Consider the following 25846-nt stretch of genomic DNA (forward strand, 5'->3'; position numbering starts at 1 on the left):
CCCGTTAGATACGCGGGCTCGGGCGGCGGGTACGCGGGCCGTTCCGGCGGGTACGCGAGACGGGGGAATCCTCATAAGGTGTGCAGTATTGCTGTGTGCCCGCTGCGCACGGGACACGACGGGATGGGTCGAGGAGGACTGTCGGTGACCGAGAAGAGCCCCAAGCTGCGCGCCGCGCTGGATGACGTTCCGACGTACAAGCCCGGTAAGCCGGCCGCCGCGGGCGGCCCGCTCGCCTTCAAGCTGTCCTCCAACGAGAACCCCTATCCGCCGCTGGCCGGGGTGCTGGAGTCCGCGGCCAACGCCGCCGCCTCCTTCAACCGCTACCCCGACCTGGCGTGCACCGCTCTGATGGCCGAGTTGGCGAGCCGCTTCGACGTACCGCTGGACCATCTGGCCACCGGGACCGGCTCGGTCGGTGTGGCGCAGCAGCTGGTCCAGTCCACGGCCGGACCGGGCGACGAGGTGATCTACGCCTGGCGGTCCTTCGAGGCATATCCGATCATCACGCAGATCGCGGGGGCGACCTCGGTGCGGGTTCCGCTGACCGATGCCGAGGAGCACGATCTGGACGCGATGGCGGACGCGATCACCGACCGCACCCGGCTGATTTTCGTCTGTAACCCCAACAACCCGACCAGCACGGTGGTGCGCCGGGCCGAGCTGGAGCGCTTCCTGGACCGGGTGCCGTCCGATGTGCTCGTGGTGCTGGACGAGGCGTACATCGAGTTCATCCGGGACGACCGGGTGCCCAACGGCATCGAGCTCTACCGGGACCGGCCCAATGTGTGCGTACTGCGCACCTTCTCCAAGGCGTACGGGCTGGCCGGGCTGCGGGTGGGCTTCGCGATCGCCCATGAGCCGGTCGCGGCGGCGCTGCGCAAGACGGCGGTGCCCTTCGGCGTCAGCCAGCTCGCCCAGGACGCGGCGGTGGCCTCGCTGCACAGCGAGGACGCGCTGCGCGAGCGGGTGGAGGCGCTGGTGGCCGAGCGGACGCGGGTGCGGGAGGGGCTGATCGGTCAGGGCTGGACGGTGCCGGACTCGCAGGCGAACTTCGTCTGGCTGCGGCTGGGGGAGCGTACGGCCGACTTCGCGGCGGCGTGCGAGACGGCGGGTGTGGTGGTGCGGCCGTTCCCGGGTGAGGGGATGCGGGCGACCATCGGCGAGCGGGAGGCCAACGACATCTTCCTGAAGGTCGCCGAGCGGTTCCGCAAGGAGCTCTGAGCCCGGGCGCCCGGCCCCGGCGCTGTCAAGGGGCTCGTCGGCCCCTTCTCGAAGCGCAAAGGATACCCATACGTACCCCCTTCGCCCCCTACCACCCCCAGGTGGGAGGGGGCGAAGACATGTGCGATGATTGCTTGTGAATGTGAATACGTTCACAAGCTCCCCAGGGGGCACAGGCAAGACCGTAAGGAGAGATCCACGTGAATCTGGCTCTGGCGCCGGAGTCGCTCGCGCGATGGCAGTTCGGCATCACCACCGTCTACCATTTCCTCTTCGTCCCGCTGACGATCTCTCTCGCCGCGATCACCGCCGGTCTGGAAACCGCCTGGGTCCGTACGGGTAAGGAGAAGTACTTCCACGCCACCAAGTTCTGGGGCAAGCTCTTCCTGATCAACATCGCGATGGGGGTCGTCACCGGCATCGTGCAGGAGTTCCAGTTCGGGATGAACTGGTCGGACTACTCCCGCTTCGTCGGTGATGTCTTCGGTGCCCCGCTGGCGATGGAGGCGCTGCTCGCCTTCTTCTTCGAGTCCACCTTCATCGGGCTGTGGATCTTCGGCTGGGACAAACTGCCGAAGAAGATCCACTGCGCCTGCATCTGGATCGTCTCGCTCGGCACCGTGCTGTCCTCGTACTTCATCCTGGCCGCCAACTCCTGGATGCAGCATCCGACCGGCTACACGACCGACAAGGCCACCGGGAAGGCCCAGCTCACCGACATCTGGGCGGTGCTGACCCAGAACACCACCCTGGTCGTGGTCTTCCACACGCTCACCGCGGCCTTCCTCACCGGCGGTGCCTTCGTCGTCGGTATCGCCTCCTTCCATCTGTGGCGGGCCAAGCGCGCGACGCAGCGCGGTGCGGAGCTGAGCGAGAAGCGGACCAAGCAGATCGGCGCCATGCGGAGCTCGCTGCGGGTGGGTCTGGTGGTGGCCGTCATCGCGGGGCTCGGCACGGCGATCAGCGGTGATCAGCTCGGCAAGGTGATGTTCGAGCAGCAGCCGATGAAGATGGCCGCGGCCGAGGCGCTGTGGGAGACCCAGGCGCCCGCCCCGTTCTCGGTCTTCGCCGTCGGCGACGTCGGCAAGGGCCACAACAGTGTGGAGCTGGAGGTCCCCGCGGCGCTCTCCTTCCTCGCCCACAGCAACTTCACCGACGCCGTGCCCGGGATCAACGACATCGCGCAGAAGGAGGCCGCCGCCTACGGCGGGGAGCCCGAGGACTACATCCCCAGCATCTTCATGACCTTCTGGGGCTTCCGGCTGATGATCGGCTTCGGGATGACCTCGTTCGCCGCCGGGCTGATCGGGCTGTGGACGACGCGCCGGAAGCGATGGCTGGACCCCGCCTTCCGCACCGGTGAGTACGAGGTCCCGCGGCTGATGCTCACCAAGAAGCGCGAGATGAGCCCGTTGCTCACCACCTGGTCCTGGCGGATCGGCATCCTCACCATGGGCTTTCCGCTGATCGCCAACTCCTTCGGCTGGATCTTCACCGAGATGGGCCGCCAGCCCTGGGCGGTCTACGGCCTGATGAAGACCGCCGACGCGGTCTCCCCCGGGGTCAGCCGGACCGAGGTGCTGATCTCGCTGGGTGTCTTCACACTGCTCTACGGCGTGCTCGCGGTGGTCGAGATACGGCTGCTGGCCAAGTACGCCAAGGCCGGACCGGACACCGACGAGAAGCCGCCCGCGAAGGACCCCGAGCTCCGGCTGCCCTCCGGCGGTCCGGGCGGCGGGGCGGCCGACGCCGAGGCCGACAAGCCGCTGACCTTCGCGTACTGACGGACCGAGCGGAAGAGAGCTGAGAGAGCCATGTCACCGGACCTGCACACCATCTGGTTTGTGCTGATCGCCTTCCTCTGGACGGGCTACTTCTTCCTCGAGGGCTTCGACTTCGGCATCGGCGTGCTGACCAAACTGCTGGCGCGTGACCGCACCGAGCGCCGCGTGCTGATCAACACCATCGGCCCGGTCTGGGACGGCAACGAGGTGTGGCTGATCACCGCGGGCGGGGCGACCTTCGCCGCCTTCCCCGACTGGTACGCCACGCTCTTCAGCGGCTTCTATCTGCCGCTGCTGGCCGTCCTGGTCTGTCTGATCCTGCGCGGTGTCGCCTTCGAGTACCGGCACAAGCGGCCCGAGGAGCGCTGGCAGCGCACCTGGGAGAACGCGATCTTCTGGTGCTCGCTGCTGCCCGCGTTCCTCTGGGGCGCCATCTTCGCCAATCTGGTGCGCGGGGTGCCGATCGGCTCGGACAAGAACTACACCGGCGGGCTGTCGGATCTGATCTCCCCGTACGCCGTGCTCGGCGGGGTGGTGACCCTGGTGCTCTTCACCTTCCACGGCGCCGTCTTCGCCGCGCTCAAGACGGCCGGTGACATCCGGGGGAGGGCGCGGCGCTCGGCGGCCTGGCTCGGGTTGGCCACCGTCGGTGTGGCCGTGCCGTTCCTGCTCTGGACCCAGCACCACAGCGGCAACGGGCGCAGCCTGGTGGCCGTGGTGATCGCGGTCCTGGCGCTGACCGTGGCGCTGATCATGAACCAACGGGGGCGTGAGGGCTGGGCGTTCGCCCTGTCCGGGGTGGCCGTCGCGGCGACGGTCGCCATGCTCTTCCTCGCGCTCTTCCCGGACGTCATGCCGTCCTCGCTCGATCCGCGCTGGAGTCTGACGGCGGCGAACGCGGCCTCCAGCCCCTACACGTTGAAGATCATGACGTGGGTCGCCGTCATCATGACGCCGCTGATCATGGCGTACCAGGCATGGACGTACTGGGTGTTCCGCAAGCGCATCGGCACTCAGCACATCCCCGAGCCGAGCGCTCACTGAGTCGCGGGAAGGCGTGTTTCACGTGAAACCGATCGACCCCCGGCTGCTGCGGTACGCCCGGGCCACCCGGTTCTTCCTGGCCGCGTCCGTGGCGCTGGGCCTGGCCGGGGCGGGTCTGGTCATCGCCCAGGCGGTGCTGATCGCCGAGGTGGTGGTCGGTGCCTTCCAGCACGGCGACGGCGTGGACGCGCTGACGCGTCCGCTGATCCTGCTGGCCCTGGTCGCCGTCGGCCGGGCGGTCGTCTCCTGGCTCACCGAACTGACCGCCCACCGGGCGAGTGCGGCGGTCAAGTCGGAGCTGCGGCTGCGACTGCTGGAGCGGGCGGTCCGGCTGGGGCCGGGCTGGCTGGACTCACGACGGACCGGTGAGCTGACCACCCTGGCCACCCGCGGGATCGACGCGCTCGACGACTACTTCGCGCGCTATCTCCCGCAGGTGGGCCTCGCGGTGGTGGTGCCGGTGGCGGTGCTCGCCCGTATCGTCACCGCCGACTGGCTCTCCGCTCTGGTCATCGTGGTCACCCTGCCGCTGATCCCGCTCTTCATGGTGCTCATCGGCTGGGCCACCCAGGAGCGGATGGACCGTCAGTGGCGGCTGCTGTCCCGGCTCTCCGGGCACTTTCTCGACGTGGTGGCCGGACTGCCGACGCTCAAGGTCTTCGGGCGTGCCAAGGCCCAGGCCGAGTCGATTCGCGCGATCACGGCCGACTACCGGCGGGCCACCCTGAGGACCCTGCGGCTGGCCTTCCTCTCCTCCTTCGCCCTGGAGTTGCTCTCCACCGTCTCGGTCGCGCTGGTCGCGGTCGGCATCGGGATGCGGCTCGTACACGGGGAGTTGGATCTGTACACCGGGCTGGTGGTGCTGGTGCTGGCGCCCGAGGCGTATCTGCCGCTGCGGCAGGTGGGCGCGCAGTACCACGCGGCCGCCGAGGGGCTGTCGGCGGCGGACGAGGTGTTCGCGGTACTGGAGCGCGAGCCGTCGGCCGGGGGGACGGCGAGCGCCCCCGGCGCCCGGGGGTCCGTGCTCGCCGTCGACGGGCTGATGGTCCGTCACCCCGGGCGCGCTGAACCCTCCCTGGCCCCGACGTCGTTCGAGATCCGGCCCGGTGAGACGGTGGCCGTGGTCGGCCCCAGCGGCGCCGGGAAGACGACCCTGCTGAACGCCGTGCTCGGTTTCGCGGAGCCGTCCGCGGGCCGGATTCTGCTCGGAGGACAGGACCTGGCGTCGCTCGATCCGGAGAGCTGGCGGCGGCAGATCGCCTGGGTGCCCCAGCGTCCGTATCTCTTCGCCGGGACGATCGCCGAGAACGTCCGGCTGGCCCGGCCGGACGCCGATGACGAGGCCGTACGGGCCGCGCTGCGGGACGCGGGCGCGCTCGGGTTCGTCTCCGCGCTGTCGGAGGGGACCGCGACCCGCCTCGGCGAACTGGGCGCGGGCCTGTCCGCGGGGCAGCGGCAGCGGATCGCGCTGGCGCGAGCGTTCCTGGCCGACCGGCCGGTGCTGCTGCTGGACGAGCCGACGGCGAACCTGGACGGTGAGACCGAGGCGGCGGTCGTCGAGGCGGTCCGGCGGCTGGCCGTCGGCCGCACGGTGCTGATGGTGGTCCACCGTCCGGCGCTGCTGCCGCTGGCCGACCGGGTGCTGTGTCTTCCGGGTGGCGGTGGTGGTGCCGGTGGCGGTGGTCGCGGCGCGGACGCCGTGCGGGCGGATGTACGGACCCGTGTCGAGGCGCACGCGGTGGCGGGTGCGGGCGGCCCGGCGGCCGTCACCGAGCTTGCCGTCACGACCGGCGCGGGACCGGAGCCGTCGCAAGGGGCACACCGGAGCGATGCGGTGCCCGCGCTGCCGAACGGCACCGGGGCCGCCGAGCCGCACGATCCGGCGGCGGGCGGCACCGGCAGAGGCGCGCTCGCGCGGGTGCGGGCCACCGCACGCGGCCGGCGGGGCCGGTTCGCTCTCGCGCTGCTGCTCGGCAGCCTGGCCCTGGCCAGTGCGGTGGGGCTGATGGCCGTCTCCGGCTGGCTGATCTCGCGCGCCGCCCAGCAGCCGCCCGTGCTCTATCTGATGGTGGCGGTGACCGCGACCCGGACCTTCGGGATCGCCCGCGCCGTCTTCCGCTACGCCGAGCGCCTGGTCTCGCATGACGCCGTACTGCGGGTGCTGGCCGATCTGCGGGGCGCCGTCTACCGCCGGCTGGAGCGGCTGGCGCCCGCCGGACTCGGCCGGGCCCGGCGCGGCGATCTGCTCTCCCGGCTGGTGGCCGACGTTGATGCCGTACAGGACTACTTCCTGCGCTGGCTGCTGCCCGTGGGCACCGCCGTGACGGTGGCCGCGGCCTCGGTCGGGTTCACCGCGTGGCTGCTGCCCGAGGCGGGGGCGGCCCTGGCGGCCGGGCTGCTGGTGGCCGGTGCCGGAGTGCCCCTGCTGTCCGGGGCGTTCGCCCGGCGGGCGGAACGGCGGCTGGCTCCGGCGCGTGGCGCGATGTCCGGCGAGGTCGTGGATCTGCTCGCCGGAACAGCGGAGTTGACGGTCGCCGGTGCGCTGCCGCGCCGCCTGGACGCGGTGCGCCGGACCGACGGGGAACTGACCCGGATCGCCCGGCGCGGAGCCGCCGCCACGGGCGTGGGTGCCGGGCTCTCGGCGCTGGCCTGCGGGCTGACCGTCGCCGCCGCGGCCTGGGCCGGGGTGGCGGCAGTGGCGGACGGACGGGTCCACGGGGTGTGGCTGGCCGCAGTTGTGCTCACCCCGCTCGCCGCCTTCGAGGCGGTCGCGGGCCTGCCGCTCGCGGTGCGGCACCGGCAGCGGACGCGGCGGGCCGCGGAGCGGGTGTACGAGGTGATGGACGTGCCGCCGCCGGTGCGGGAGCCCGGCGAGGACGCCCGGGAGGAGGCGCCCGCCGCGCCCTTCCCGCTGGTGCTGCGCGGGGTCACCGCCCGCCACCCGGGGCGGCGGGTACCCGCCCTGGACGGCTTCGACCTGGAGCTGACGCCCGGCCGCCGGGTCGCCGTCGTCGGTCCGTCCGGCGCGGGCAAGACCACCCTCGCCCAGGTGCTGCTGCGCTTCCTGGACACCGAGGGCGGTTCGTACACCCTGGCGGGCCGCGACGCCACGGCCCTGGACGGGGACGCGGTGCGGCGGCTGGTCGGGCTCTGCGCCCAGGACGCGCATGTCTTCGACAGTTCGCTGCGGGAGAACCTGAGGCTGGCCCGCCCGGGCGCGGACGAGGACGAACTGCGTGCCGCGCTGGCCGCGGCCCGGCTGCTGGAGTGGGTGGACGGACTGCCGGACGGCCTCGACACGATGGCCGGTGAGCTGGGCGCCCGGCTCTCCGGCGGCCAGCGGCAGCGGCTGGCCCTGGCCCGTGCGCTGCTGGCGGACTTCCCCGTCCTGGTGCTGGACGAGCCCGCCGAGCACCTGGATCTGCCGACGGCCGACGCGCTCACGGCCGATCTGCTTTCCGCGACCCGTGGCCGCACCACCGTGCTGATCACGCACCGGCTGGCGGGCCTGGAGGCGGTCGACGAGGTGATCGTGCTCGACGGCGGCCGCGCCGTCCAGCGCGGCACCCCCCGCGAGCTGGCCGAGGCCGACGGCCCCTTCCGCCGTCTGCGGGACCGCGAGGCCGCGGAGGCCCGGCTGTCTCCGCCGCCGACCGCGGCGGCAGCCCGGGAGCGGGTGAGCAGCGGGGTGTAACCCTGCGCCCAGTGGCCGGGCCCCCGCGGGGCGGCCCGCCCTCCGCGGGGCCCGTGGGGAGCCCGGCGGGTACGGCGGCTGACGGCCGGATCGTCGGCACTCCCCGCCGAGGCTTGGCGGGCGGCGTTCGGTGGCGGGCCGTATGTGGGCCCTTTCGGCAGGCGTCCGCGGTCGGTGGGCGGCGGATCGGGCCGGGGCCGATCACAGGGCACCGCGTCGGCCGCGCGGCGGGCCGGTGCGGTATTCACTACGCTCGATGCCATGGTGGCCGCTGCCCCTACTCCGGACCCCCTGGAGGTCGCCGCGGAGGCGACCCGCGGGTTGCGGGGGCTGTCCACCGAGCTGACCGCTCGGCTGCCGAGGCTGCTGGAGGCGATGCGCTCCATCGGCACCGGGCTGGAGCTGCGCACCGTCCTCGACCGGATCGCGGAGACCGCCGCCGAGCTGGCGGGTGCGCGCTGTGCCGTGATCGGGGTGGACGACGCCGCGGGCCAGGGGCTGGCCGGGGTGGTCAGCTACGGGGCCACCGAGGCGGACCGCGAGCGGTGCGCGGCGCTGTTCGCCGGGCTGCCGCCGGGGGCGCATCCGGCCGGGTTCCTGCTGGACCACCCGCTGCCGCATTCGTTCATCGGGGTGCCGATCAGGGTCGGGGAGGAGACCTTCGGCCATCTCTGCCTCGCCGAGAAGCGGAGCGGCGGTGAGTTCACCGTCTCGGATCTGCACATGGTCAAGGTGCTGGCGACCGAGGCCGGGATCGCCATCGGCAACACCCGTTTCCACGAGGCCAGTCGGCAGCGCGAGCGGTGGATCGAGGGCTCGGTGGCGGTCACCCACTCCCTGCTGTCCGGGGATGCCGAGAACGCCTTGGCCGTCGTGGCCGAGAAGGCCCGTCAACTCGCCCGGGCGGCGGCGGGGGTGGTGCTGCTGCCCGAGGCGTCCGGGGGCCTGCGGATCGTGGCGGCGGACACCGAGGACCCGTCGGCGCTGCTCGGCACCGTCGTACCGGCCCGCTCTCCGGCCGTACCGCGGCTGCTGGCCGGGAAGCCGGTGTTCCTCGACGACCCGGCCGCCCGACCGCGGCTGATCACCGGGGTCCTCGGCCGCTACGGGCCGAGCATGATGTTGCCGTTGAGCAGTGGGGACCGGGTGCTGGGGGTGCTGGCCACCCCGCGGGCGCCCGGCGCCCGTCCGTTCACCGCCGCCGAGCGCACCCTCGCCGGTCAGTTCGCGGCGCAGGCCGCGGTGGCGCTGGTACTCGCCGAGGCACAGCGGGACCGGGAGCGGGTCGCGGTGCTGGAGGAGCGCGACCGGATCGCGCGGGATCTGCACGACCTCGTCATCCAGCGGCTGTTCGCGACCGGGATGACGCTGGAGAGCGCACAGCGCCGGTCGGAGACGCCGGAGGTACGGGAGCAGATCGAACGGGCCGTGGTGGAGTTGGGCGCGGCCATCCAGGAGGTACGGACGGCGATCTTCACGCTGCGGCAGGGTCCGGTGCAGACGCCCGCCGGACTGCGTGCCCGGGTGCTGCGGGAGGTGGGGGCGGCCGCGGTGCCGCTGGGCTTCCAGCCGTCGCTGAGCTTCGTGGGCGCGGTGGACGCACGGGTCGGCGAACCGGCCGGGGCGAATCTGATCGCGGCGTTGCGCGAGGCGCTGTCCAACGTTGCCCGGCACGCCCGGGCGGGGCGCGTCGAGGTGGTCGTGGACGCGACCGCGCGGTTGCCGCGAGGGCGGGCGGGGGTGCGGCTGACGGTCGCGGACGACGGGGTGGGCGTTCCGGCGGGCGGACGGCGCAGCGGTCTGGCCAACCTGGTGCGCCGGGCCGAGTCGTTGGACGGGTCGAGCGGGCTGGGGCCGGGGCTCGGTGAGGGCGGTCGCGGCACGGCGGTGGTGTGGGAGGTTCCGCTCTAGCCGCTGAAGTGGTGCCGGGTACGCCCGGGGTCGCCGGCAACGGCAGTTGCTCCACCGGCGGTGTGAACGTGCCCGGCAACAACGGTCAGGCGGACGGTTCGGGCGGCGAGGCGGTGGACGGCATCGTCCAACTGCCTCCGGCGCACAACAGCGAGGCGGCGACGGCGGTCAGGGCGGCGGCGGTGGCGTGGTCACCGGTGGCCAGGGCGACGGCGGTCAGGACGGCAGCGACGGCTATCGTCTTCCGGTAAGCAGGGGCATCCCGGCCGCGGCAGTCGCGGAGGTACCCGAACCGCCCTGGGCCACAGAACCGGGGGCGGTTTCGCGTCATCGGCCCGACTGTCCGGCGAGGATCCGCTCGATCACGGCGGCGACACCGTCCTCGGTGTTGGCCCCGGTGCGGTGCGTGGTCGCGGCCAGCACATCCGGGTGGGCGTTGGCCATCGCGTACGAGGTGCCCGCCCAGGTCAGCATCTCCAGGTCGTTGGGCATATCGCCGAACGCCACGACCTCCTCGGCGGTGATACCGCGCTCGGCACAGCACAGCTCCAGGGTGCTGGCCTTGCTGACGCCGGGGCCGCTGATCTCCAGCAGGGCGGTCGGGCTGGAGCGGGTGAACGAGCCGTGCTCGCCCGCGGCCGAGCGGCCCAGCTCCAGGAAGGCGTCGGGGGCCCATTCCCGGTGGTGGGCGAGCAGCTTGATGATCGGCTGGTCGGCGTGGGCGAAGCCGTCGTCGAGCAGCTTCTCGGCCGGGGCGTGGATCGCTCCCGGGTCGAGGTGGAAGGGCGGGTACTCGGGCTCGTAGAAGATGCCCTCGGTCCGCTCGACGGCGAACGAGGTGCCCGGGGCCGCCGCGCGCAGCGCCTCGACGACGGCGAGGGCCGAGGCGGGATCCAGCGGGCGGACCTCGATCAGCCGACCGCCCTGGTGCAGATCGACCACGGCGGCGCCGTTGGCACAGATCGCCAGGCCGTGTCCGTGGACGTGGGCGCTGACGACATCCATCCAGCGGGCCGGGCGGCCGGTCACGAAGAAGACCTCGATGCCCGCCCGCTCGGCCGCGGCGAGCGCCTCGACGGTGCGGTCGGAGACCGTCTTGTCGTCCCGCAGCAGGGTGCCGTCGAGGTCGGTGGCGATCAGCCGGGGCCGGGGTGAGCCGGTGCCGGAACGGTCTGTGGCCGGGGTCCCGGGCCGCTCGGTTGCTGGAGTCACGGCAACCATCCTCCCGCATATGCCACTCATCGGTGCGCGAAGGGGCTCGGGGGCGTACGCATGCCCGGTGGCCGGGGCCCTACGCCCACCCGCCGCCGCCTCCCTCGTGATCGGTCCCTCGGCGATCGGTCCGCCGCTGTCGGCCGGACCGCTTAGGCTCGGTGCTATGCGACTGAGCACTGTCATCCTTCCCGTTCACCGCTGGTCCGAGGGCGGCCGGGAGCAGTGGCGGCGCGCCGAGGAGCTCGGCTTCCACGGCGCGTACACCTATGACCACCTCTCCTGGCGGGTGCCGTTCCGCGACGGCCCCTGGTTCGGCGCGGTGCCCACGCTGACCGCTGCCGCGGCGGCCACCTCGCGGCTGCGTCTGGGCACCCTGGTGACCTCCCCCAACTTCCGGCATCCGGTGACGCTCGCCAAGGAGTTGATCACCCTGGACGATGTGTCCGGTGGGCGGATCACGCTCGGGATCGGGGCGGGTGGCTCCGGTTTCGACGCGACGGCGCTGCGGCGTGGCGGCGAGGAGGCGTGGACCCCGCGGGAGCGGGCGGACCGGTTCGGGGAGTTCGTCGAGCTGCTGGACCGGCTGCTGACCCAGGACGCGGTCACGTACGAGGGTGAGCACTACAGCGCGCGGGAGGCGCGCAACATCCCGGGCTGTGTGCAGCGGCCCCGGCTGCCGTTCGCGGTCGCCGCCACCGGTCCGCGCGGGCTGCGGCTGGCCGCGCGGTACGGCCAGGCGTGGGTGACCACGGGCGATCCGAAGGTGTCCGCCACCGGCACCCCCGCCGATTCCGTGGAGGCCATCGCCCGCCAGGTCGAGGGGCTGGGCAAGGCATGTGCCGAGGCCGGGCGGGACGCGGGCGATCTCCGCAAGATCCTGCTCACAGGTTTCACCCCGGACGGCGCCGCCCCGCTGACCTCGGTGGACGCCTTCGTGGAGTTCGCCGGGCGGCACGCCGCGCTGGGCTTCGACGAGATCGTGCTGCACTGGCCGATCCCGGACTCGATCTTCGCGGCGGACCAGCGGGTCTTCGAGAAGATCGCCACGGAGGGCGCGGCGCAGCTCGGCACCCGGTGAGGAGCCGTCCCTGACGCGGGTACCGGCCCGTCCGACGCGGTGCGGAGCCGCACAGGCGGTAAAGACCGGCATAAGGGGCAGAATCGGGTATAGAGGTTTTCGCTGCCGCAGTCCCTGTGGAGGCACCCATGGCGCGTACCCGATACGCCCCGGACCGGGGGCTGACCACCCGCATGGTGACCACGATGTTCTTCATCGGTCTGCTCTACGTGGTCTTCGTCGGTGTGCTGCTGGCGCTGGTGCGGGGCGCCTGGCCGCTGATCCTGATCCTCGCGGGCGGGCTGTTCGTGGCGCAGTTCTGGTTCAGCGACCGGATCGCGGCCTACAGCATGGGCGCGCGGGAGGTCACTCCGGAGCAGGCGCCCGAGCTGCACGGCGCGGTGGACCGGCTGTGCGCCCTCGCCGATATGCCCAAGCCGCGGGTGGCCATCGCCGACACGGACGTGCCCAACGCCTTCGCCACCGGCCGCAACCAGCGCAACGCACTGGTGTGCGCGACGACCGGTCTGCTGCGGCGGCTGGAACCGGACGAGCTGGAGGGGGTGCTCGCCCATGAGCTGTCGCATGTGGCGCACCGCGATGTGGCGGTGATGACCATCGCCTCGTTCCTCGGGGTGCTGGCCGGGATGATGACCCGGGTCGCGCTGTGGGGCGGGCTCACCCGCGGCGGCGGCCGCGACAACAACACGGCCATCGCGGTTCTGCTCATCCCGCTGATCAGCGCCGTGGTCTACACGATCAGCTTCCTGCTGACCCGGCTGCTGTCCCGCTACCGCGAGCTGAGCGCCGACCGGGCGGCCGCCCTGCTGACCGGGCGGCCCTCGGCGCTCGCCGCCGCGCTGACCAAGGTGACGGGGCAGATGGCCCGGATCCCCACCCGCGATCTGCGCAAGGCCGAGCCGTACAACGCGTTCTGGTTCGCCCCGGCGCTCTCCGGGGGGAGCATGAGCCGGCTGCTGTCCTCGCATCCGACGCTGGAGCAGCGGCTCGACCAGCTCGGCCGGATCTCGGCGCAGCTTGGCCAGGCGGGAAGGGGCTGAGGGGCGTGGGGTTCTGGGACGCCGTCCTCGGCCGCAGCAAGCCCGTACGCCCCGATCTCGACCGGCTCTTCGGGCTGCCGGGTGCCGCGGTCACGCTGGAGGCGGGGGCGGGGTTCACCCCCACCGGACTGGGCTCGGTGTGCTTCGCGAGCGTGGAGGGCGGTGCCTTCGCGCAGCTCCGGCGCGATGTGGAGGAGCTGCTGGACGCGGATGCCGGACCCGAACGGGGCGGAGTGCCCGTGGAGTTCAGCCGGGACGGATACGGCTACACCTGGCTGCTCGCCCGACAGGGACCGGACGATGTGGCCGCCCTGGTGAACGATCTGCACGCGGTCAACACCCTGCTCCAGGACGGGGGGTTCGGCCCGCAGCTGCTGTGCTCCCTGCTCGGCTTCCGGAACGCGGCCGAGGGCCGTTCGCTGGCGCTGGTGTACCTCTACAAGCGGGGCACGTTCTACCCCTTCGCACCGCTGCCGGGCGGCGGCGAGAAGCGGGACAACGGGCTCGAACTCCAGGTGCGGGCGATGCTCGGGGACGATCTGCGGATCGAGGAGGACCTGAGCCGCTGGTTCCCGGTCTGGGGCGCGCCGGGCCTGTAGGCCACCGCCCGGCACCGCCCCGTACCACGGCACCGTCCCCTCGCCCCGCCTGCCGCCTGCCGCCTGCCGCCTGCCGCCTGCCGCCTGCCGCCTTGCGGACTCACCGCCTCACCGCCTCACCGCCTCACTTCGGCCGCCGCCCCAGCCGCGCGGCCGCGCGCAGCGCCGCCGGGGCGACCCGGGACAGCGCGGCCGCGGCCCTCGCCTCCGGCGTCACCGGTACCACCGCGGCATTGCGCAGCACGGCCCGCAGGATCGCGTCCGCGACCTTCTCCGGCGGATAGGCGCGGGGCGCCGGCAGCCGGGCGGGCCGGTCGTCCCGGGTGCGGGCATAGCCGGGGCAGATCACCGAGACGCCGATGTCGCGGTCCGCCAGCTCGGCGCGCAGGGACTCGCTCAGCCGCACCACGGCGGCCTGGGAGGCGCCGTAGGCGGACAGCGTCCGCGAGGGCCGGAAGGCGGCGGCCGACGCGGTGTTGACGATATGGCCGCCCTGGCCGCGGTCGGCCATCTGGCCGCCGAAGGCCCGGCAGCTGTGGACCACACCCCACAGATTGGTGTCCAGCACCCGGCGCCAGGCGTCCGCCGAGGTGTCCAGGAAGGACCCGGAAAGCCCCACCTCGGCATCGTTGACCAGCACATCCACCACGCCGTACTCGGCGGAGACCTTGTGGGCCAGCTTCTCCACGGCCCGCTCGTCCGCGATGTCCACGGCCTCGGCCCAGGCGTGCGGCGCCCCGGCCGACCGCGCCAGCGAGGCGGTGTGCGCCGCGTCCTCCGCGTCCTGGTCGACGGCGATCACCCGGGCCCCCGCCGCGGCGAAGGCGAGGCAGGTTGCCCGGCCGACGGCCCCCGCGGCGCCCGTGACCAGCACCAGCTGGCCGCCGAACCGCTGGGCGTACGGACCGGGCGAGGCCGCCCCGGGGCGCGGGGCGCCCTCCTCCACCGAGGTGATGAACTCGGTGATCCACGCGGTGAGCCGGTCGGGCCGGGAGCGCGGCATACCGTGGCGGGCGGCGAGGGTGCGCCGCGTCAGATCCGGTACCCAGCTCTCCAGTTCGTCGTAGAGCCGCTGGGAGAGGAAGGGGTCCTGGGTCGGCACGATCAGCTGGACCGGGGCGTGGGCATGGGCGTCCGGCCGGGGGCGGCGGAGCCGCTCGCGCACGTTGTCCCGGTAGAGCCAGGCCCCGTGGGCGGCGTCATCGGGCAGCGAGGCGGTCGGATAGCCGTCGCTCGGCACCCGCTCGGTGCGCTCCAGGATGCCCGGCCAGGACCGGCCGAGCGGACCGCGCCACAGCGCCTCCGGCAGCCGGGGCGTATGCAGCGCGCCCACGTACCAGGAGCGGGCGGACTGGCCCAGGAGCTGGGCGATACGCCGCGGGGTGGGCCGGGTCAGCCGCTTCCTGATCCAGTGGCCGAAGTGGTCCAGGCAGGGGCCCGACAGCGAGGTGAACGAGGCGATTCGCCCCTGGGCGCGCGGGACCGTGACGAACTCCCAGGACTGCACCGAGCCCCAGTCGTGCCCCACCAGATGGACCGGCCGGTCCGGGGAGACCGCGTCGGTCACGGCCAGGAAGTCATCGGTGAGCTTCTCCAGGGTGAAGCCGCCGCGCAGCGGCTCCGGGGCGGTGGAGCGGCCGCAGCCGCGCACGTCGTACAGCACGACATGGAAGCCCGCGCCGCCGGAGGCGAGGCGGGTGGCGACCTCCGCCCACACCTCCTTGCTGTCCGGATAGCCGTGCAGCAGCACCACCGTGGGCCGCGCCGGATCACCGAGCTCGGCGACGCACAGCTCCACCTCTCCCGTACGGATCGTGCGCTCGGCCGCTCCCGCGATCCCGTCCGTCACGTGTCCCTCCCCTTCCGCGCATGAATCCGGCCCATTCCGGCCCGGAAACAGCGCCTTCCCCGCATGAACCCGGCGAACCGTGCCAGGACGACCATGCTGGGCGTTCGAAATTGCCGTCAAGGGGGCCTACCGCCCCTGTGGATACCCGGGGTAACCCCCCGGAGGGTGCCGGTCCCCTACGGGCGCGTCCGACCCGAGGACTACGGAAAACCAGCCATCAGGACTGACGTCGGGTGTGGCTCAGCCCACTACCGTCGAACACGTGACTGTGATCGCCACCGAAAGCCTGAGCAAGCGGTTCCCCAGGGTCACCGCTCTCGACCGGCTCTCCGTCGACATCACACCGGGCGTCACCGGCCTGGTGGGTGCCAACGGTGCCGGTAAGTCCACCCTGATCAAGATTCTGCTCGGTCTCTCCCCCGCCAGCGAGGGCCGCGCCACCGTCCTCGGCCTCGACGTGGCCATGGACGGCGGCGCCATCCGCGAGAGCGTCGGATACATGCCCGAGCACGACTGTCTGCCGCCCGATGTCTCGGCCACCGAGTTCATCGTCCATATGGCGCGCATGTCCGGGCTGCCACCGTCCGCCGCCCGGGAGCGCACGGCCGACACCCTGCGCCATGTGGGCCTGTACGAGGAGCGGTACCGCCCCATCGGCGGCTACTCGACCGGTATGAAGCAGCGGGTCAAGCTGGCCCAGGCGCTGGTGCACGATCCGCGGCTGGTGCTGCTGGACGAGCCGACCAACGGTCTCGACCCGGTCGGCCGGGACGAGATGCTCGCCCTCATCCGCCGTGTCCACACCGACTTCGGCATTTCGGTCCTGGTCACCTCGCATCTGCTCGGTGAGCTGGAGCGCACCAGCGACCATGTGGTGGTCATCGACGGCGGCAAACTGCTCCGCTCCAGCTCCACCAGCGACTTCACCCAGGCCACGGCCTCCCTCGCGGTCGAGGTCACCGACACCGCCGAGCACCCGGACGGCACCGGTGTGCTGCGCGCCGCGCTGGACCGGGCCGGACTCACCGTCCAGACCGCCGGACGCGGCGCCGACGGGGCGCCCGCCTCCGACCATGTGCTGCTGGTCGACGTGGCCGGGGACGAGACCTACGACACGGTCCGGGACGCCATCGCCGAACTCGGTCTCGGCCTGGTCCGCATGGAACAGCGCCGCCACCGCATCGCGGAGATCTTCCGCTCCGACGACGACTTTGCCGACAGCCCCGCGGACGGCGCCCAGGGGACCCACGGGAAGGGAGGTGCCGTCGATGCCGCCTGAGACCGTGCCCCAGCAGCGCGCCGACGTCATCCACAACATCGGCTACCGGCACTACGAGGGCGCCCGTCTGGGCCGCGCCTACGCCCGCCGCTCGCTCTTCTCGCAGAGCCTGCGCGGCGCCTACGGCCTCGGCCGCTCGGCGAAGTCCAAGATCGGGCCGATGCTGATGCTCGCCGTGATGTGCCTGCCCGCCACGATCATCGTCGCGGTGGCCGTCGCCACCAAGGCGAACGACCTCCCCGTGGAGTACACCGGTTACGCGGTCATGCTCCAGGCCGTCATCGGCCTCTACACCGCCGCCCAGGCACCGCAGTCCGTCTCGCGCGATCTGCGCTTCAAGACGATCCCGCTCTACTTCTCCCGGCCCATCAAGACCGTGGACTACGTGGTGGCCAAGTTCGCCGCCCTGGCCTCCGCGCTCTTCTTCCTCACCGCGATGCCCCTGCTGATCCTCTACGTCGGGGCCCTGCTCGCCAAGCTGGACTTCGCGGACCAGACGAAGGGCTTCGCACAAGGACTGGTCTCCGTGGCTCTGCTCTCGCTCCTGTTCGCCGGTATCGGCCTGGTCATCGCCGCCATGACGCCCCGCCGCGGCTTCGGTGTCGCCGCCGTCATCGCCGTACTGACCATCTCCTACGGAGCGGTGAGCACCGTTCAGGCCATCGCCTACGACCAGGGCAACACCGGCGCGGTCAGCTGGCTCGGCCTCTTCTCGCCGATGACCCTCGTCGACGGGGTGCAGACCGCCTTCCTCGGCGCCACCTCCGCCTTCCCCGGCGAGTACGGCCCCTCCACCGGGACCGGCCTCATCTACCTCCTCGTCCTCCTCGGCCTGACCGCCGGCTCGTACGGCCTGCTGATGCGCCGCTACCGAAAGGTCGGGCTGTGACCACGATCGCCATCGACAATGTCTCCCGCTGGTTCGGGAACGTCGTGGCCGTCAACGACGTGACCATGACCATCGGCCCCGGGGTCACCGGCCTCCTCGGACCCAACGGCGCGGGCAAGTCCACCCTGATCAACATGATGGGCGGCTTCCTGGCCCCCTCCACCGGGACCGTCACCCTCGACGGCGCCCAGATCTGGCGCAATGAGCAGGCGTACCGTCACATCGGGCTCGTCCCCGAGCGGGAGGCGATGTACGACTTCCTCACCGGCCGCGAGTTCGTCATCGCCAACGCCGAGCTGCACGGACTGCCCGATCCGCGCGCCGCCGCCCGCAAGGCGCTGGACACCGTCGAGATGGACTACGCCGGGTCGCGGAAGATCTCCACCTACAGCAAGGGCATGCGCCAGCGGGTGAAGATGGCCTCCGCCCTCGTCCACGAGCCGTCGGTGCTCCTGCTCGACGAGCCGTTCAACGGGATGGACCCGCGCCAGCGCATGCATCTCATGGAGCTGCTGCGGCGGATGGGCGCCGAGGGCCGCACCGTTCTGTTCTCCTCGCACATCCTGGAGGAGGTCGAGCAACTCGCCGCCCATATCGAGGTGATCGTCGCCGGACGGCACGCCGCCTCCGGCGACTTCCGCAAGATCCGCCGGCTGATGACGGACCGTCCGCACCGCTATCTCGTACGCTCCAGCGACGACCGGGCGCTCGCGGCGGCCCTCATCGCCGATCCGTCGACCACTGGTATCCAGGTCGACGCCGGTGAGGGGGCCGACGGCGGACTGCACATCCAGGCCGTCGACTTCACCCGCTTCACCGAACTGCTGCCCCGGGTCGCCCGCGACCAGGGCATCCGGCTCCTCACGGTCTCGCCCTCCGACGAGTCCCTGGAGAGCGTCTTCTCCTACCTCGTCGCGGCCTGAAAGGAGCCCACAGCGATGTCCTCGCTCTACCACCCGACCGTCGCCCGGCTCACCTACCGAGCCCTGCTCGGTCGGCGCCGTGCGCTGATCCTGTTCTCGCTGCCCGCGCTGCTGCTGATCATCTCGGTGGCGGTACGGCTGCTCACCAGCACAGATGACAGCACGGCCGACGGCATTCTCGGCGGCTTCGCGATCGCCACCATGGTCCCGCTGATCGGCGTGATCGCCGGTACCGGTGCGATCGGCCCGGAGATCGACGACGGTTCGGTGATCTATCTGCTGGCCAAACCGGTGAAGCGGCCCACGATCATTTTCACCAAGCTGATCGTCGCCATCGGCGTCACGGCCGTCTTCTCCGCGGTCCCCACCCTGCTGGCGGGGTTCATCCTGAACGGCAACGGCCATCAGATCGCCGTCGCCTACGCCGTCGCCGCCGCCGTGGCCTCCGTCGCCTACAGCGCGATCTTCCTGCTGCTGGGCACCGTGACCCGGCACGCGGTGGTCGCGGGCCTGGTCTACGCCCTGGTGTGGGAGACGCTCTTCGGCAGCCTGGTGTCCGGGGCACGCACGCTCAGCGTCCAGCAGTGGGCGCTGGCCCTCGCCCAGAAGATCGGCGAGGGTGACCTGATCACCTCGGACGTCGGTCTGCCCGCCGCTGCGGTGTTGCTGATCGCCGTGACCGTGGCCGCGACCTGGTACGCGGGCCGCAAACTGCGCACCCTCACCCTCGCCGGTGAGGAGTGAGCCGCCGGACGCACTCCCCCCACCGGTGGCGGCGGTCGTGATCACGACCGCCGCCACCGGTGTTGACACCGGGCCTCGGTATTTCCTTGGCTCACTCCCGTGAAATCCGACCGGCTGCTCTCGATCCTGCTGCTCCTCCAGACCCGGGGCCGGGTCACCGCCGTGGAACTCGCCGAGCGGCTGGAGGTCTCGACCCGCACCATCTACCGCGATGTGGAGTCCCTGTCCGCGGCCGGGGTGCCGGTGTACGCGGAACGCGGCCGGCACGGCGGGATCACCCTGCTCCCCGGCTTCCGTACGGATGTCACCGGGCTCACCTCCGACGAGGCCCGGGCGCTGTTCGTCCTGGTCGCGCAGAGCACCCATGCCGCGCTCGGCCTCGACAGCGCCCTCGGCTCCGCCCTGCGCAAGGTGATGGCCGCGCTCCCCGCCGCCCACCGGCCCGCCGCCGAGCTCACCAGCCGCCGGATCCTGGTCGACCCCGGCCGCTGGCTGTCCCGCCCCGCGCCCGAAGCCGATCTCGAGGTGCTCCAGACCGCCGTGCTCACCGACCGCAGACTGCGCCTCCGCTACCGCCACGGCTGGGAGACCACGCTGCACGACTACACCGTCGACCCCTACGGCCTCGTCGCCAAGGCCGGGGTCTGGTACCTGGTCGCCGACCGCGACGGCGTCCCGCGGCTGTTCCGCGCCGACCGCGTCGACGCCGCGTCCCTGGTCGACGAACCGGTGCGCCGCCGCCCCGGTGCCGAACTGAAGGAGGTGTGGGAGGAGCTGCGGCGGGGGATCGAGGAGCGGCCCATGCCTCTGCGGGTACGGGCGCGGGTGCGGCGCACCGGGCTCGACCGGTTCCTGCGGATCGTCGGCTCGCTGGTGGCGCCGCCCCAGGAGACCGGGGGCGACGCGGAGTGGGCCGAGGTGGAACTCGCCTATCCGATGCTGGTCGCGACGCGTCAACTGCTCCAGTTCGGCGGGGAGGTGGAGGTGCTGGAGCCGCCCGAGGTGCGCGCCGAACTGGCCGCGGCCGCCGCCTCGGTCACCGCCTTGTACGAGTGAGGCGGACGCCGCGGCTCGCGGCTCGCCGCCCGGTGTCAGCCGTCCGCGGTCAGCTCGGCGGCCACCGTCTCGGCGAACTCCACGGCGACCGGGCTCAGCGCGTCCCACCGCCGCACCGCCCATCCGGTGGCCAGCGGCGGCAGCGAGGGAATCGGGATCAGCCGCAGTGCCGGATGCGCGACGACCGGTTCCCGCCACCCCGGCAGGGCGGGCACCACGGCGTGCCCGAGCCCCAGTTCGGCCAGCAGGATGGCGGTGTCCCAGTCGGCCACGCTGGTGGTGGAGACCGGTTCGGTGCCCTGGCGGGTGAGGTGCTCCTCCAGCCGGTGCCGGGAGACGGAGTTCTCCGGCAGCCGGATGTGCCGGATCGACGCCAGCTCCCCGGGCCCGATCTCGGACCGCTCGGCGAGCGGATCACCGGCCCGTACGGCCAGCACCCACGGCAGCTCCAGCACCGGCCGCAGCTCGATAGCGCGGGCCGGGGAGCCAATGGTGATCCAGGCCAGATCGGCGGTGCCCGCGGCCAGCGCCTCGAAGCAGCGGCGGCTGGAATTCTCCGTCTGGAACTCCAGGTTCACCCGCGGATGGCGCCGCCGGAAGGCCACCACCCCGGCCGACATGAAGTGCCGTACGGTCGTCGCCCCGGTGGTGACGCGCACCGTACCGCCGTCGCCCTGCCGCAGGTCGCGCAGCCGCCGCAGCGCGTGGTCGAGCCCGACCAGACCGTCGGCCGCCGCACGGCGCAGGATCAACCCGGCCTGAGTGGGCGCCACCCCGCGAGGACGGCGCTCCAACAGGGCGATGCCCAGCTCGCGTTCGAGCCGCTTGACGCGCTGGCTCACCGCCGACTGGGTACAGCCCAGATCACGGGCGACGGCGCTGAGGCTGCCGGAGTCGCAGACGGCCGTGAAGGCCCGGAGATCGTCCAAGGTCACCAACCCAAGCTACCGCTAAGGGGTTTGGAAGAAATCCCGAGGATTGACTAGGGGCTGGGCTCGGGACGACGATCTATGCGGCGCCCAGGGCGGCAACCCGCCCGCGGCCACGCCCGACCGGATCCGGACCGTACGGCGTGCCCGCGGGCGGGTGCCGACCCGCCAACGCCCCGGCCCGTCAAGGGACCGGGGCCGCTGCCGTTCGCTCCGCGCGGTGGCGCGCGGCGTCCCGGCCGAGCGGGCGCGCGCCGACGCCGACGCAAACGCGGCGCCCGCGGCAGCGCCAACCCCCCCCCGTAACAAGGCGAGTTGGTAGGAAGCTCTGAACCCTGAATGGTTGAACTCTGTTCATCCAGACGACCGTACAGATCTTGACGCTTGTCAGGGACCTGTCCAATTCTGAGGTTGCGCTTCCCCCATGTCGCGCCATCGCCCGGCACCCCACAGGGAGTTGATGGCACGTCAACAACAAAAGACGGAGGGAACCCCTCACATGCGTCGTCTCGCCTCGAGCCTTGCCGCCACCGCGGTCACCGCGGCCGCCACCGTCGCCCTCGCCTCCCCCGCCCAGGCCGTCCCCGCGGACAAGCCGCAGGTGCTCGCCAGCTGGACCCAGACCAGCGCCGGCAGCTACAACGCCTGGCTCGCGGCCCGCAACAACCAGGGTGCCTGGGCCGCCTACGCCTTCGACTGGTCGACCGACTACTGCAGCTCATCGCCCGACAACCCGTTCGGCTTCCCCTTCCAGACCGCCTGTGCCCGCCATGACTTCGGCTATCGCAACCACAAGGCGATGGGGATCTTCGAGGCCAACAAGGCGCGGATCGACAGCGCCTTCTACGAGGACCTCAAGCGTGTCTGCAACAACTACGGCGGCGCCACCAAGGCCGCCTGCAACAGCACCGCGTGGACGTACTACCAGGCGGTGAAGATCCTGGGCTGAGCCCAGGGCCGTACCGACGCCGGGTGGCCCACCACGGCGGGCCGCCCGGCGGTCAGCGGAATGCGGCCGGGAAGAGCCGCTCCAGGACCACGGCGATCCCATCCTCCGCGTTCGAGGCGGTGATCTCGTCGGCCACGGTCTTGACCCCCTCGTGCGCGTTGGCCATCGCGACTCCGTGCCGCGCCCATTCGAGCATCGCGATGTCGTTGGGCATATCGCCAAAGGCGATGGTGTCGGCCGCCGTCATCTTCAGCCGCCGGGCGGCCAGCGACAGTCCCGTGGCCTTCGTCAGCCCCAGCGGCAGCAGCTCCACCAGCCCGGTGCCCGCCACCGTCACCCCGACCAGACCTCCGGCGGCGATGCGGGCGGCGTCCGCGAGCGCGTCGTCGTCCAGCCGGGGGTGCTGGATGTAGAGCTTGCTGATGGGCGCGGTCCAGAACGTGTCCGGGTCGGTGACGGAGACCAGCTCCATGTCGTAGCCCATCCGGTACCCGGGGCCGAACAGCACCTCGCCGTCGAGTCCGTCACGGGCCGCGGCCACGGCCAGCGGACCGATCTCCGCCTCGATCTTCTCCAGCGCCAGCACCGCCACCTTGCGGTCCAGGGTGACGGAGGTCAGCAGCCGGTGCTCACCCGCGTGGTAGAGCTGGGCGCCCTGCGAGCACACCGCGAGCCCCTGGTAGCCGAGGTCGTCCAGTATGTGCCGGGCCACCGGGACGGTCCGCCCGGTGACGACGATGTGCGCGGCGCCCGCCGCGGTGGCCGCGGTGAGCGCGGCACGCGTACGCGCCGAGACGGTGTGCTCGGGGCCCAGCAGGGTCCCGTCGAGGTCGGTGGCGATCAGACGATAGGGCGGAGTCTCCGTAGCCTCGGTCACCGGGCGACCGGTTCCAGGACCTCGCGTCCGCCCAGGAACGGCCGCAGCACCTCGGGCACCCGCACCGAGCCGTCGGCCTGCTGGTGGTTCTCCAGAATGGCGACGATCGTCCGGGTCACCGCGCACAGCGTGCCGTTGAGCGTGGCCAGCGGACGCACCTTCTTGCCCTCGCGCATCCGGATCGACAGCCGGCGCGACTGGAACTCGGTGGTGTTGGAGGTGGAGGTCAGCTCGCGGTACTTGCCCTGGGTCGGGATCCACGCCTCGCAGTCGAACTTCCGTGTGGCCGACGAACCCAGGTCACCCGAGGCCAGATCGATCACCCGGAACGGCAGCTCCAGCGAGGTCAGCCACTGCTTCTCCCACTCCAGCAGCCGCTGGTGCTCGGCCTCGGCCTCCTCCGGGGCGGTGTAGACGAACATCTCCACCTTGTCGAACTGGTGCACCCGGAAGATGCCCCGGGTGTCCTTGCCGTACGACCCGGCCTCGCGGCGGAAGCAGGAGGAGAACCCGGCGTACCGGCGCGGCAGTTGGCCCGCGTCCAGGATCTCGTCCATGTGGTACGCGGCCAGCGGCACCTCGGAGGTGCCCACCAGATAGAGGTCGTCCTTGTCGAGGTGGTAGACGTCGTCCGCGGCCTGGCCGAGGAAGCCGGTGCCCTCCATGGCCTTCGGCTTGACCAGCGCCGGGGTGAGCACCGGGGTGAAGCCCGCCGTGGTGGCCTGCGCCATCGCCGCGTTCACCAGGGCGAACTCCAGCAGCGCGCCGACGCCCGTCAGGTAGTAGAAGCGGGAGCCGGAGACCTTGGCGCCGCGCTCGGTGTCGATCGCGCCGAGCAGCTCGCCGAGCTCCAGGTGGTCCTTGGGGGTGATGCCCTCGGCCGCGAAGTCGCGCGGGGTGCCGACCGTCTCCAGGACGCGGAAGTCGTCCTCACCGCCCACCGGGACGTCCGGGTGGACGAGGTTGCCCAGCTGGAGCAGCAGCCGCTGGGTCTCCTCGGCGGCCTCGTCCTGCTCGGCGTCGGCCGCCTTGACGGCCGCGGAGAGCTCGCCCGTCCTCTTGAGCAGCTCGGCCTTCTCGTCGCCGGTGGCCTGGGGGATGAGCTTGCCGAGCGACTTCTGCTCGGCGCGCAGCTCGTCGAAGCGGACGCTGGAGGACCTGCGCCGCTCGTCGGCGGTCAGGAGCGCGTCGACGAGGCCGACGTCCTCTCCACGAGCGCGCTGGGAGGCGCGCACACGATCGGGGTCCTCACGGAGCAGGCGAAGGTCAATCACCCCACCAGGTTACCGGTGTGACCTCGCCGCCTCGACGCGATATTCCCTTGTGTCCTTATTTGCCCCTTTTAGTGGGTGTGGGAAACCGGGGGAATTCCTGTGACGTCCATCGTCAAGGAATACGTGCGCATTCCCTGAAAAGGGGCAAAGTGGCGGGCTCAGGATGACGGCTTCCCTTGCGGGCGGGGCGAGTTGGCCATGGGTTGTCCACAGGGGGCGGGTGGGGCTCGCCGAGTTATCCACAGCCTGTGTGTGAGATCTGTGGATGTCGAGGTGATCATTTGGTCCGGCGAGTGCTCGGCGATGGATTCCCCTATCAAACCTCGTTCACACACTCTTTGAGAGAGGAATGACTCACTCCAAAGAGTTGATCAATGGAATGGTGGTGACAGATGCCCTCTGTCCGGTGATGACAGGGAATGGGTCGACTGCGGTGATCTGTCGACAATGTCGGGCTGGTCTGTCGACTTATCCCCAGCGCGAGGCCCCGGCCTGTGGATAACTTTTCCCATCGCCCTGGGGACGGTGCCGTCAACCGGCGTCCGCGAAGTTCAGGCCCGCCCGTCCTGGCAGCGCGCCAGCCACTCCGCCGCCTCCGAGAACGCTTCGTCGGAGGTGCCGTGCCGCAGCGGCGCGATCTCCGCCGGGTCCACGCCCGCCCGCGGATACGAGCCCAGGAAGCGCACCTTCGGGCAGATCCGCTTCAGCCCCATCAGCGCCGAACCCACCCGCCGGTCGGTGATGTGCCCCTCACAGTCGACCGAGAAGCAGTAGCGGCCGATGCCCTCGCCGGTCGGGCGGGATTCGATCCGCATCAGGTTGACGCCGCGCGCCGCGAATTCCTGGAGCAGTTCCAGCAGCGCACCCGGGTGGTCGTCGCCGAGCCAGATCACCACGGACGTCTTGTCCGCGCCGGTCCGGGCGGCGGGCCGCGCGGGACGGCCGACCAGCACAAAGCGGGTCATCGCGTTCTGTGCGTCGTGGATGCCGGTGACCAGCGGCTCCAGACCGTACTTCGGCGCCGCGAACTCACCCGCGAACGCCGCGTCGTACCGCCCCTCCTGCACCAGTCGGGCACCGTCCGCGTTCGAGGCCGCCGACTCCCACTGGGCGTCCGGCAGCTGGCCCGCCAGCCAGTTGCGCACCTGCGGCTGGGCGACCGGATGCCCGGTCACCGTCTTGACGTCCGCCAGCGCCGTGCCCGGCCGGACCAGCAGCGCGAAGCTGATCGAGAGCAGCACCTCGCGGTAGATCATCAGTGGATCACCGGTGGCCAGCTCGTCCAGGGTCGCGTTGACCCCGCCCTCCACCGAGTTCTCGATCGGCACCAGGGCGGCCGCCGCCGCGCTGGTGCGCACGGCGTCCAGGGTGGCCGGGACCGAGACCATGGGGACCAGTTCGCGCGTGGCGGCCTCCGGCATGGACCGCAGCGCGGCCTCGGTGAAGGTGCCCTCGGGGCCGAGGTACGTATAGCGGCTGGCCGACATC

General features: G+C 71.9%; 21 protein-coding genes. 14 read left to right on the forward strand and 7 right to left on the reverse strand.

The features are described from left to right. Positions 1 to 144 precede the first annotated feature (144 nt). The 5 genes from hisC (at position 145) to HUT19_RS20495 (ending at position 9657) form a co-directional block, all read left to right on the forward strand. Positions 145 to 1224, forward strand: a complete 1080-nt coding sequence (gene hisC, locus HUT19_RS20475; protein WP_176181863.1) for a histidinol-phosphate transaminase — start codon at positions 145 to 147, stop codon at positions 1222 to 1224. Positions 1225 to 1424: 200 nt separating this feature from the next. Further along, positions 1425 to 3008: a cytochrome ubiquinol oxidase subunit I gene (locus HUT19_RS20480; protein ID WP_176181864.1), complete on the forward strand. Its 1584-nt coding sequence runs from the start codon at positions 1425 to 1427 to the stop codon at positions 3006 to 3008. Positions 3009 to 3038: 30 nt separating this feature from the next. Further along, positions 3039 to 4052 carry a cytochrome d ubiquinol oxidase subunit II gene (cydB, locus tag HUT19_RS20485; RefSeq protein ID WP_176181865.1) on the forward strand — a complete coding sequence of 338 codons (1014 nt, stop codon included), beginning with the start codon at positions 3039 to 3041 and terminating at the stop codon, positions 4050 to 4052. Positions 4053 to 4074: 22 nt separating this feature from the next. Next, complete coding sequence (gene cydD, locus HUT19_RS20490) at positions 4075 to 7746, forward strand: thiol reductant ABC exporter subunit CydD (RefSeq protein ID WP_176181866.1); 3672 nt, start codon at positions 4075 to 4077, stop codon at positions 7744 to 7746. Positions 7747 to 8007: 261 nt separating this feature from the next. Next, positions 8008 to 9657: a GAF domain-containing sensor histidine kinase gene (locus tag HUT19_RS20495; RefSeq protein WP_176181867.1), complete on the forward strand. Its 1650-nt coding sequence runs from the start codon at positions 8008 to 8010 to the stop codon at positions 9655 to 9657. Between the two features lie 85 nt (positions 9658 to 9742). On the opposite strand, the gene HUT19_RS20500 is transcribed toward HUT19_RS20495, so the two are convergent. Continuing rightward, a complete protein-coding gene (locus tag HUT19_RS20500; RefSeq protein WP_176181868.1) occupies positions 9743 to 9988 on the reverse strand; it encodes a hypothetical protein in 246 nt (81 codons plus the stop codon). Then, complete coding sequence (locus HUT19_RS20505; protein ID WP_254885673.1) at positions 9985 to 10869, reverse strand: Cof-type HAD-IIB family hydrolase; 885 nt, start codon at positions 10867 to 10869, stop codon at positions 9985 to 9987. Before HUT19_RS20505 ends, HUT19_RS20500 begins: the two co-directional genes overlap by 4 nt. Positions 10870 to 11035: 166 nt before the next feature. Here HUT19_RS20505 and HUT19_RS20510 point away from each other — a divergent pair, with 166 nt between their 5' ends. The 3 genes from HUT19_RS20510 (at position 11036) to HUT19_RS20520 (ending at position 13589) form a co-directional block, all read left to right on the forward strand. Beyond that, on the forward strand, positions 11036 to 11950 hold the full coding sequence (locus HUT19_RS20510) for an LLM class flavin-dependent oxidoreductase (RefSeq protein ID WP_176181870.1): 915 nt from the start codon (positions 11036 to 11038) through the stop codon (positions 11948 to 11950). A gap of 128 nt (positions 11951 to 12078) precedes the next feature. Next, entirely contained in the window at positions 12079 to 12990 is a 912-nt protein-coding gene (gene htpX / locus HUT19_RS20515) for a zinc metalloprotease HtpX (protein ID WP_176181871.1), read from the forward strand. 5 nt (positions 12991 to 12995) lie between these two features. After that, positions 12996 to 13589: a hypothetical protein gene (locus HUT19_RS20520; RefSeq protein ID WP_176181872.1), complete on the forward strand. Its 594-nt coding sequence runs from the start codon at positions 12996 to 12998 to the stop codon at positions 13587 to 13589. Positions 13590 to 13713: 124 nt separating this feature from the next. On the opposite strand, the gene HUT19_RS20525 is transcribed toward HUT19_RS20520, so the two are convergent. Beyond that, positions 13714 to 15438, reverse strand: a complete 1725-nt coding sequence (locus HUT19_RS20525) for an SDR family oxidoreductase (protein WP_176181873.1) — start codon at positions 15436 to 15438, stop codon at positions 13714 to 13716. 235 nt (positions 15439 to 15673) lie between these two features. On the opposite strand from HUT19_RS20525, the gene HUT19_RS20530 reads away from it, so the two are divergent. From HUT19_RS20530 to HUT19_RS20550, 5 genes are all read left to right on the forward strand, one after another. Further along, on the forward strand, positions 15674 to 16717 hold the full coding sequence (locus HUT19_RS20530; RefSeq protein WP_254885674.1) for an ABC transporter ATP-binding protein: 1044 nt from the start codon (positions 15674 to 15676) through the stop codon (positions 16715 to 16717). Next, positions 16707 to 17606, forward strand: coding sequence for an ABC transporter permease (locus HUT19_RS20535; RefSeq protein ID WP_176181874.1), 900 nt, complete (start codon positions 16707 to 16709; stop codon positions 17604 to 17606). Before HUT19_RS20530 ends, HUT19_RS20535 begins: the two co-directional genes overlap by 11 nt. Further along, positions 17603 to 18529 (forward strand): ABC transporter ATP-binding protein, encoded by a 927-nt coding sequence (locus tag HUT19_RS20540; RefSeq protein ID WP_176181875.1) that lies wholly within the window; start codon positions 17603 to 17605, stop codon positions 18527 to 18529. Before HUT19_RS20535 ends, HUT19_RS20540 begins: the two co-directional genes overlap by 4 nt. A 15-nt stretch (positions 18530 to 18544) precedes the next feature. Then, a complete protein-coding gene (locus HUT19_RS20545) occupies positions 18545 to 19273 on the forward strand; it encodes an ABC transporter permease subunit (RefSeq protein WP_176181876.1) in 729 nt (242 codons plus the stop codon). Positions 19274 to 19372: 99 nt separating this feature from the next. Beyond that, positions 19373 to 20329, forward strand: a complete 957-nt coding sequence (locus tag HUT19_RS20550) for a YafY family protein (RefSeq protein ID WP_176181877.1) — start codon at positions 19373 to 19375, stop codon at positions 20327 to 20329. 35 nt (positions 20330 to 20364) lie between these two features. Here HUT19_RS20550 and HUT19_RS20555 read toward each other — a convergent pair whose 3' ends face one another. After that, complete coding sequence (locus tag HUT19_RS20555) at positions 20365 to 21264, reverse strand: LysR family transcriptional regulator (RefSeq protein ID WP_176181878.1); 900 nt, start codon at positions 21262 to 21264, stop codon at positions 20365 to 20367. Positions 21265 to 21757: 493 nt separating this feature from the next. On the opposite strand from HUT19_RS20555, the gene HUT19_RS20560 reads away from it, so the two are divergent. Further along, on the forward strand, positions 21758 to 22207 hold the full coding sequence (locus HUT19_RS20560; RefSeq protein WP_176181879.1) for a phospholipase: 450 nt from the start codon (positions 21758 to 21760) through the stop codon (positions 22205 to 22207). A gap of 52 nt (positions 22208 to 22259) precedes the next feature. Here HUT19_RS20560 and HUT19_RS20565 read toward each other — a convergent pair whose 3' ends face one another. From HUT19_RS20565 to pheA, 3 genes are all read right to left on the reverse strand, one after another. Further along, positions 22260 to 23084 (reverse strand): HAD family hydrolase, encoded by an 825-nt coding sequence (locus HUT19_RS20565; RefSeq protein WP_176181880.1) that lies wholly within the window; start codon positions 23082 to 23084, stop codon positions 22260 to 22262. Beyond that, positions 23081 to 24358 (reverse strand): serine--tRNA ligase, encoded by a 1278-nt coding sequence (serS, locus tag HUT19_RS20570; protein WP_176181881.1) that lies wholly within the window; start codon positions 24356 to 24358, stop codon positions 23081 to 23083. The genes HUT19_RS20565 and serS overlap by 4 nt, the downstream gene beginning before the upstream one ends. Positions 24359 to 24909: 551 nt before the next feature. Continuing rightward, a complete protein-coding gene (gene pheA / locus HUT19_RS20575) occupies positions 24910 to 25845 on the reverse strand; it encodes a prephenate dehydratase (RefSeq protein ID WP_176181882.1) in 936 nt (311 codons plus the stop codon). Between the last annotated feature and the right edge of the window lies 1 nt (position 25846).

The organism is Streptomyces sp. NA02950 (assembly GCF_013364155.1).
GTDB lineage: Bacteria > Actinomycetota > Actinomycetes > Streptomycetales > Streptomycetaceae > Streptomyces.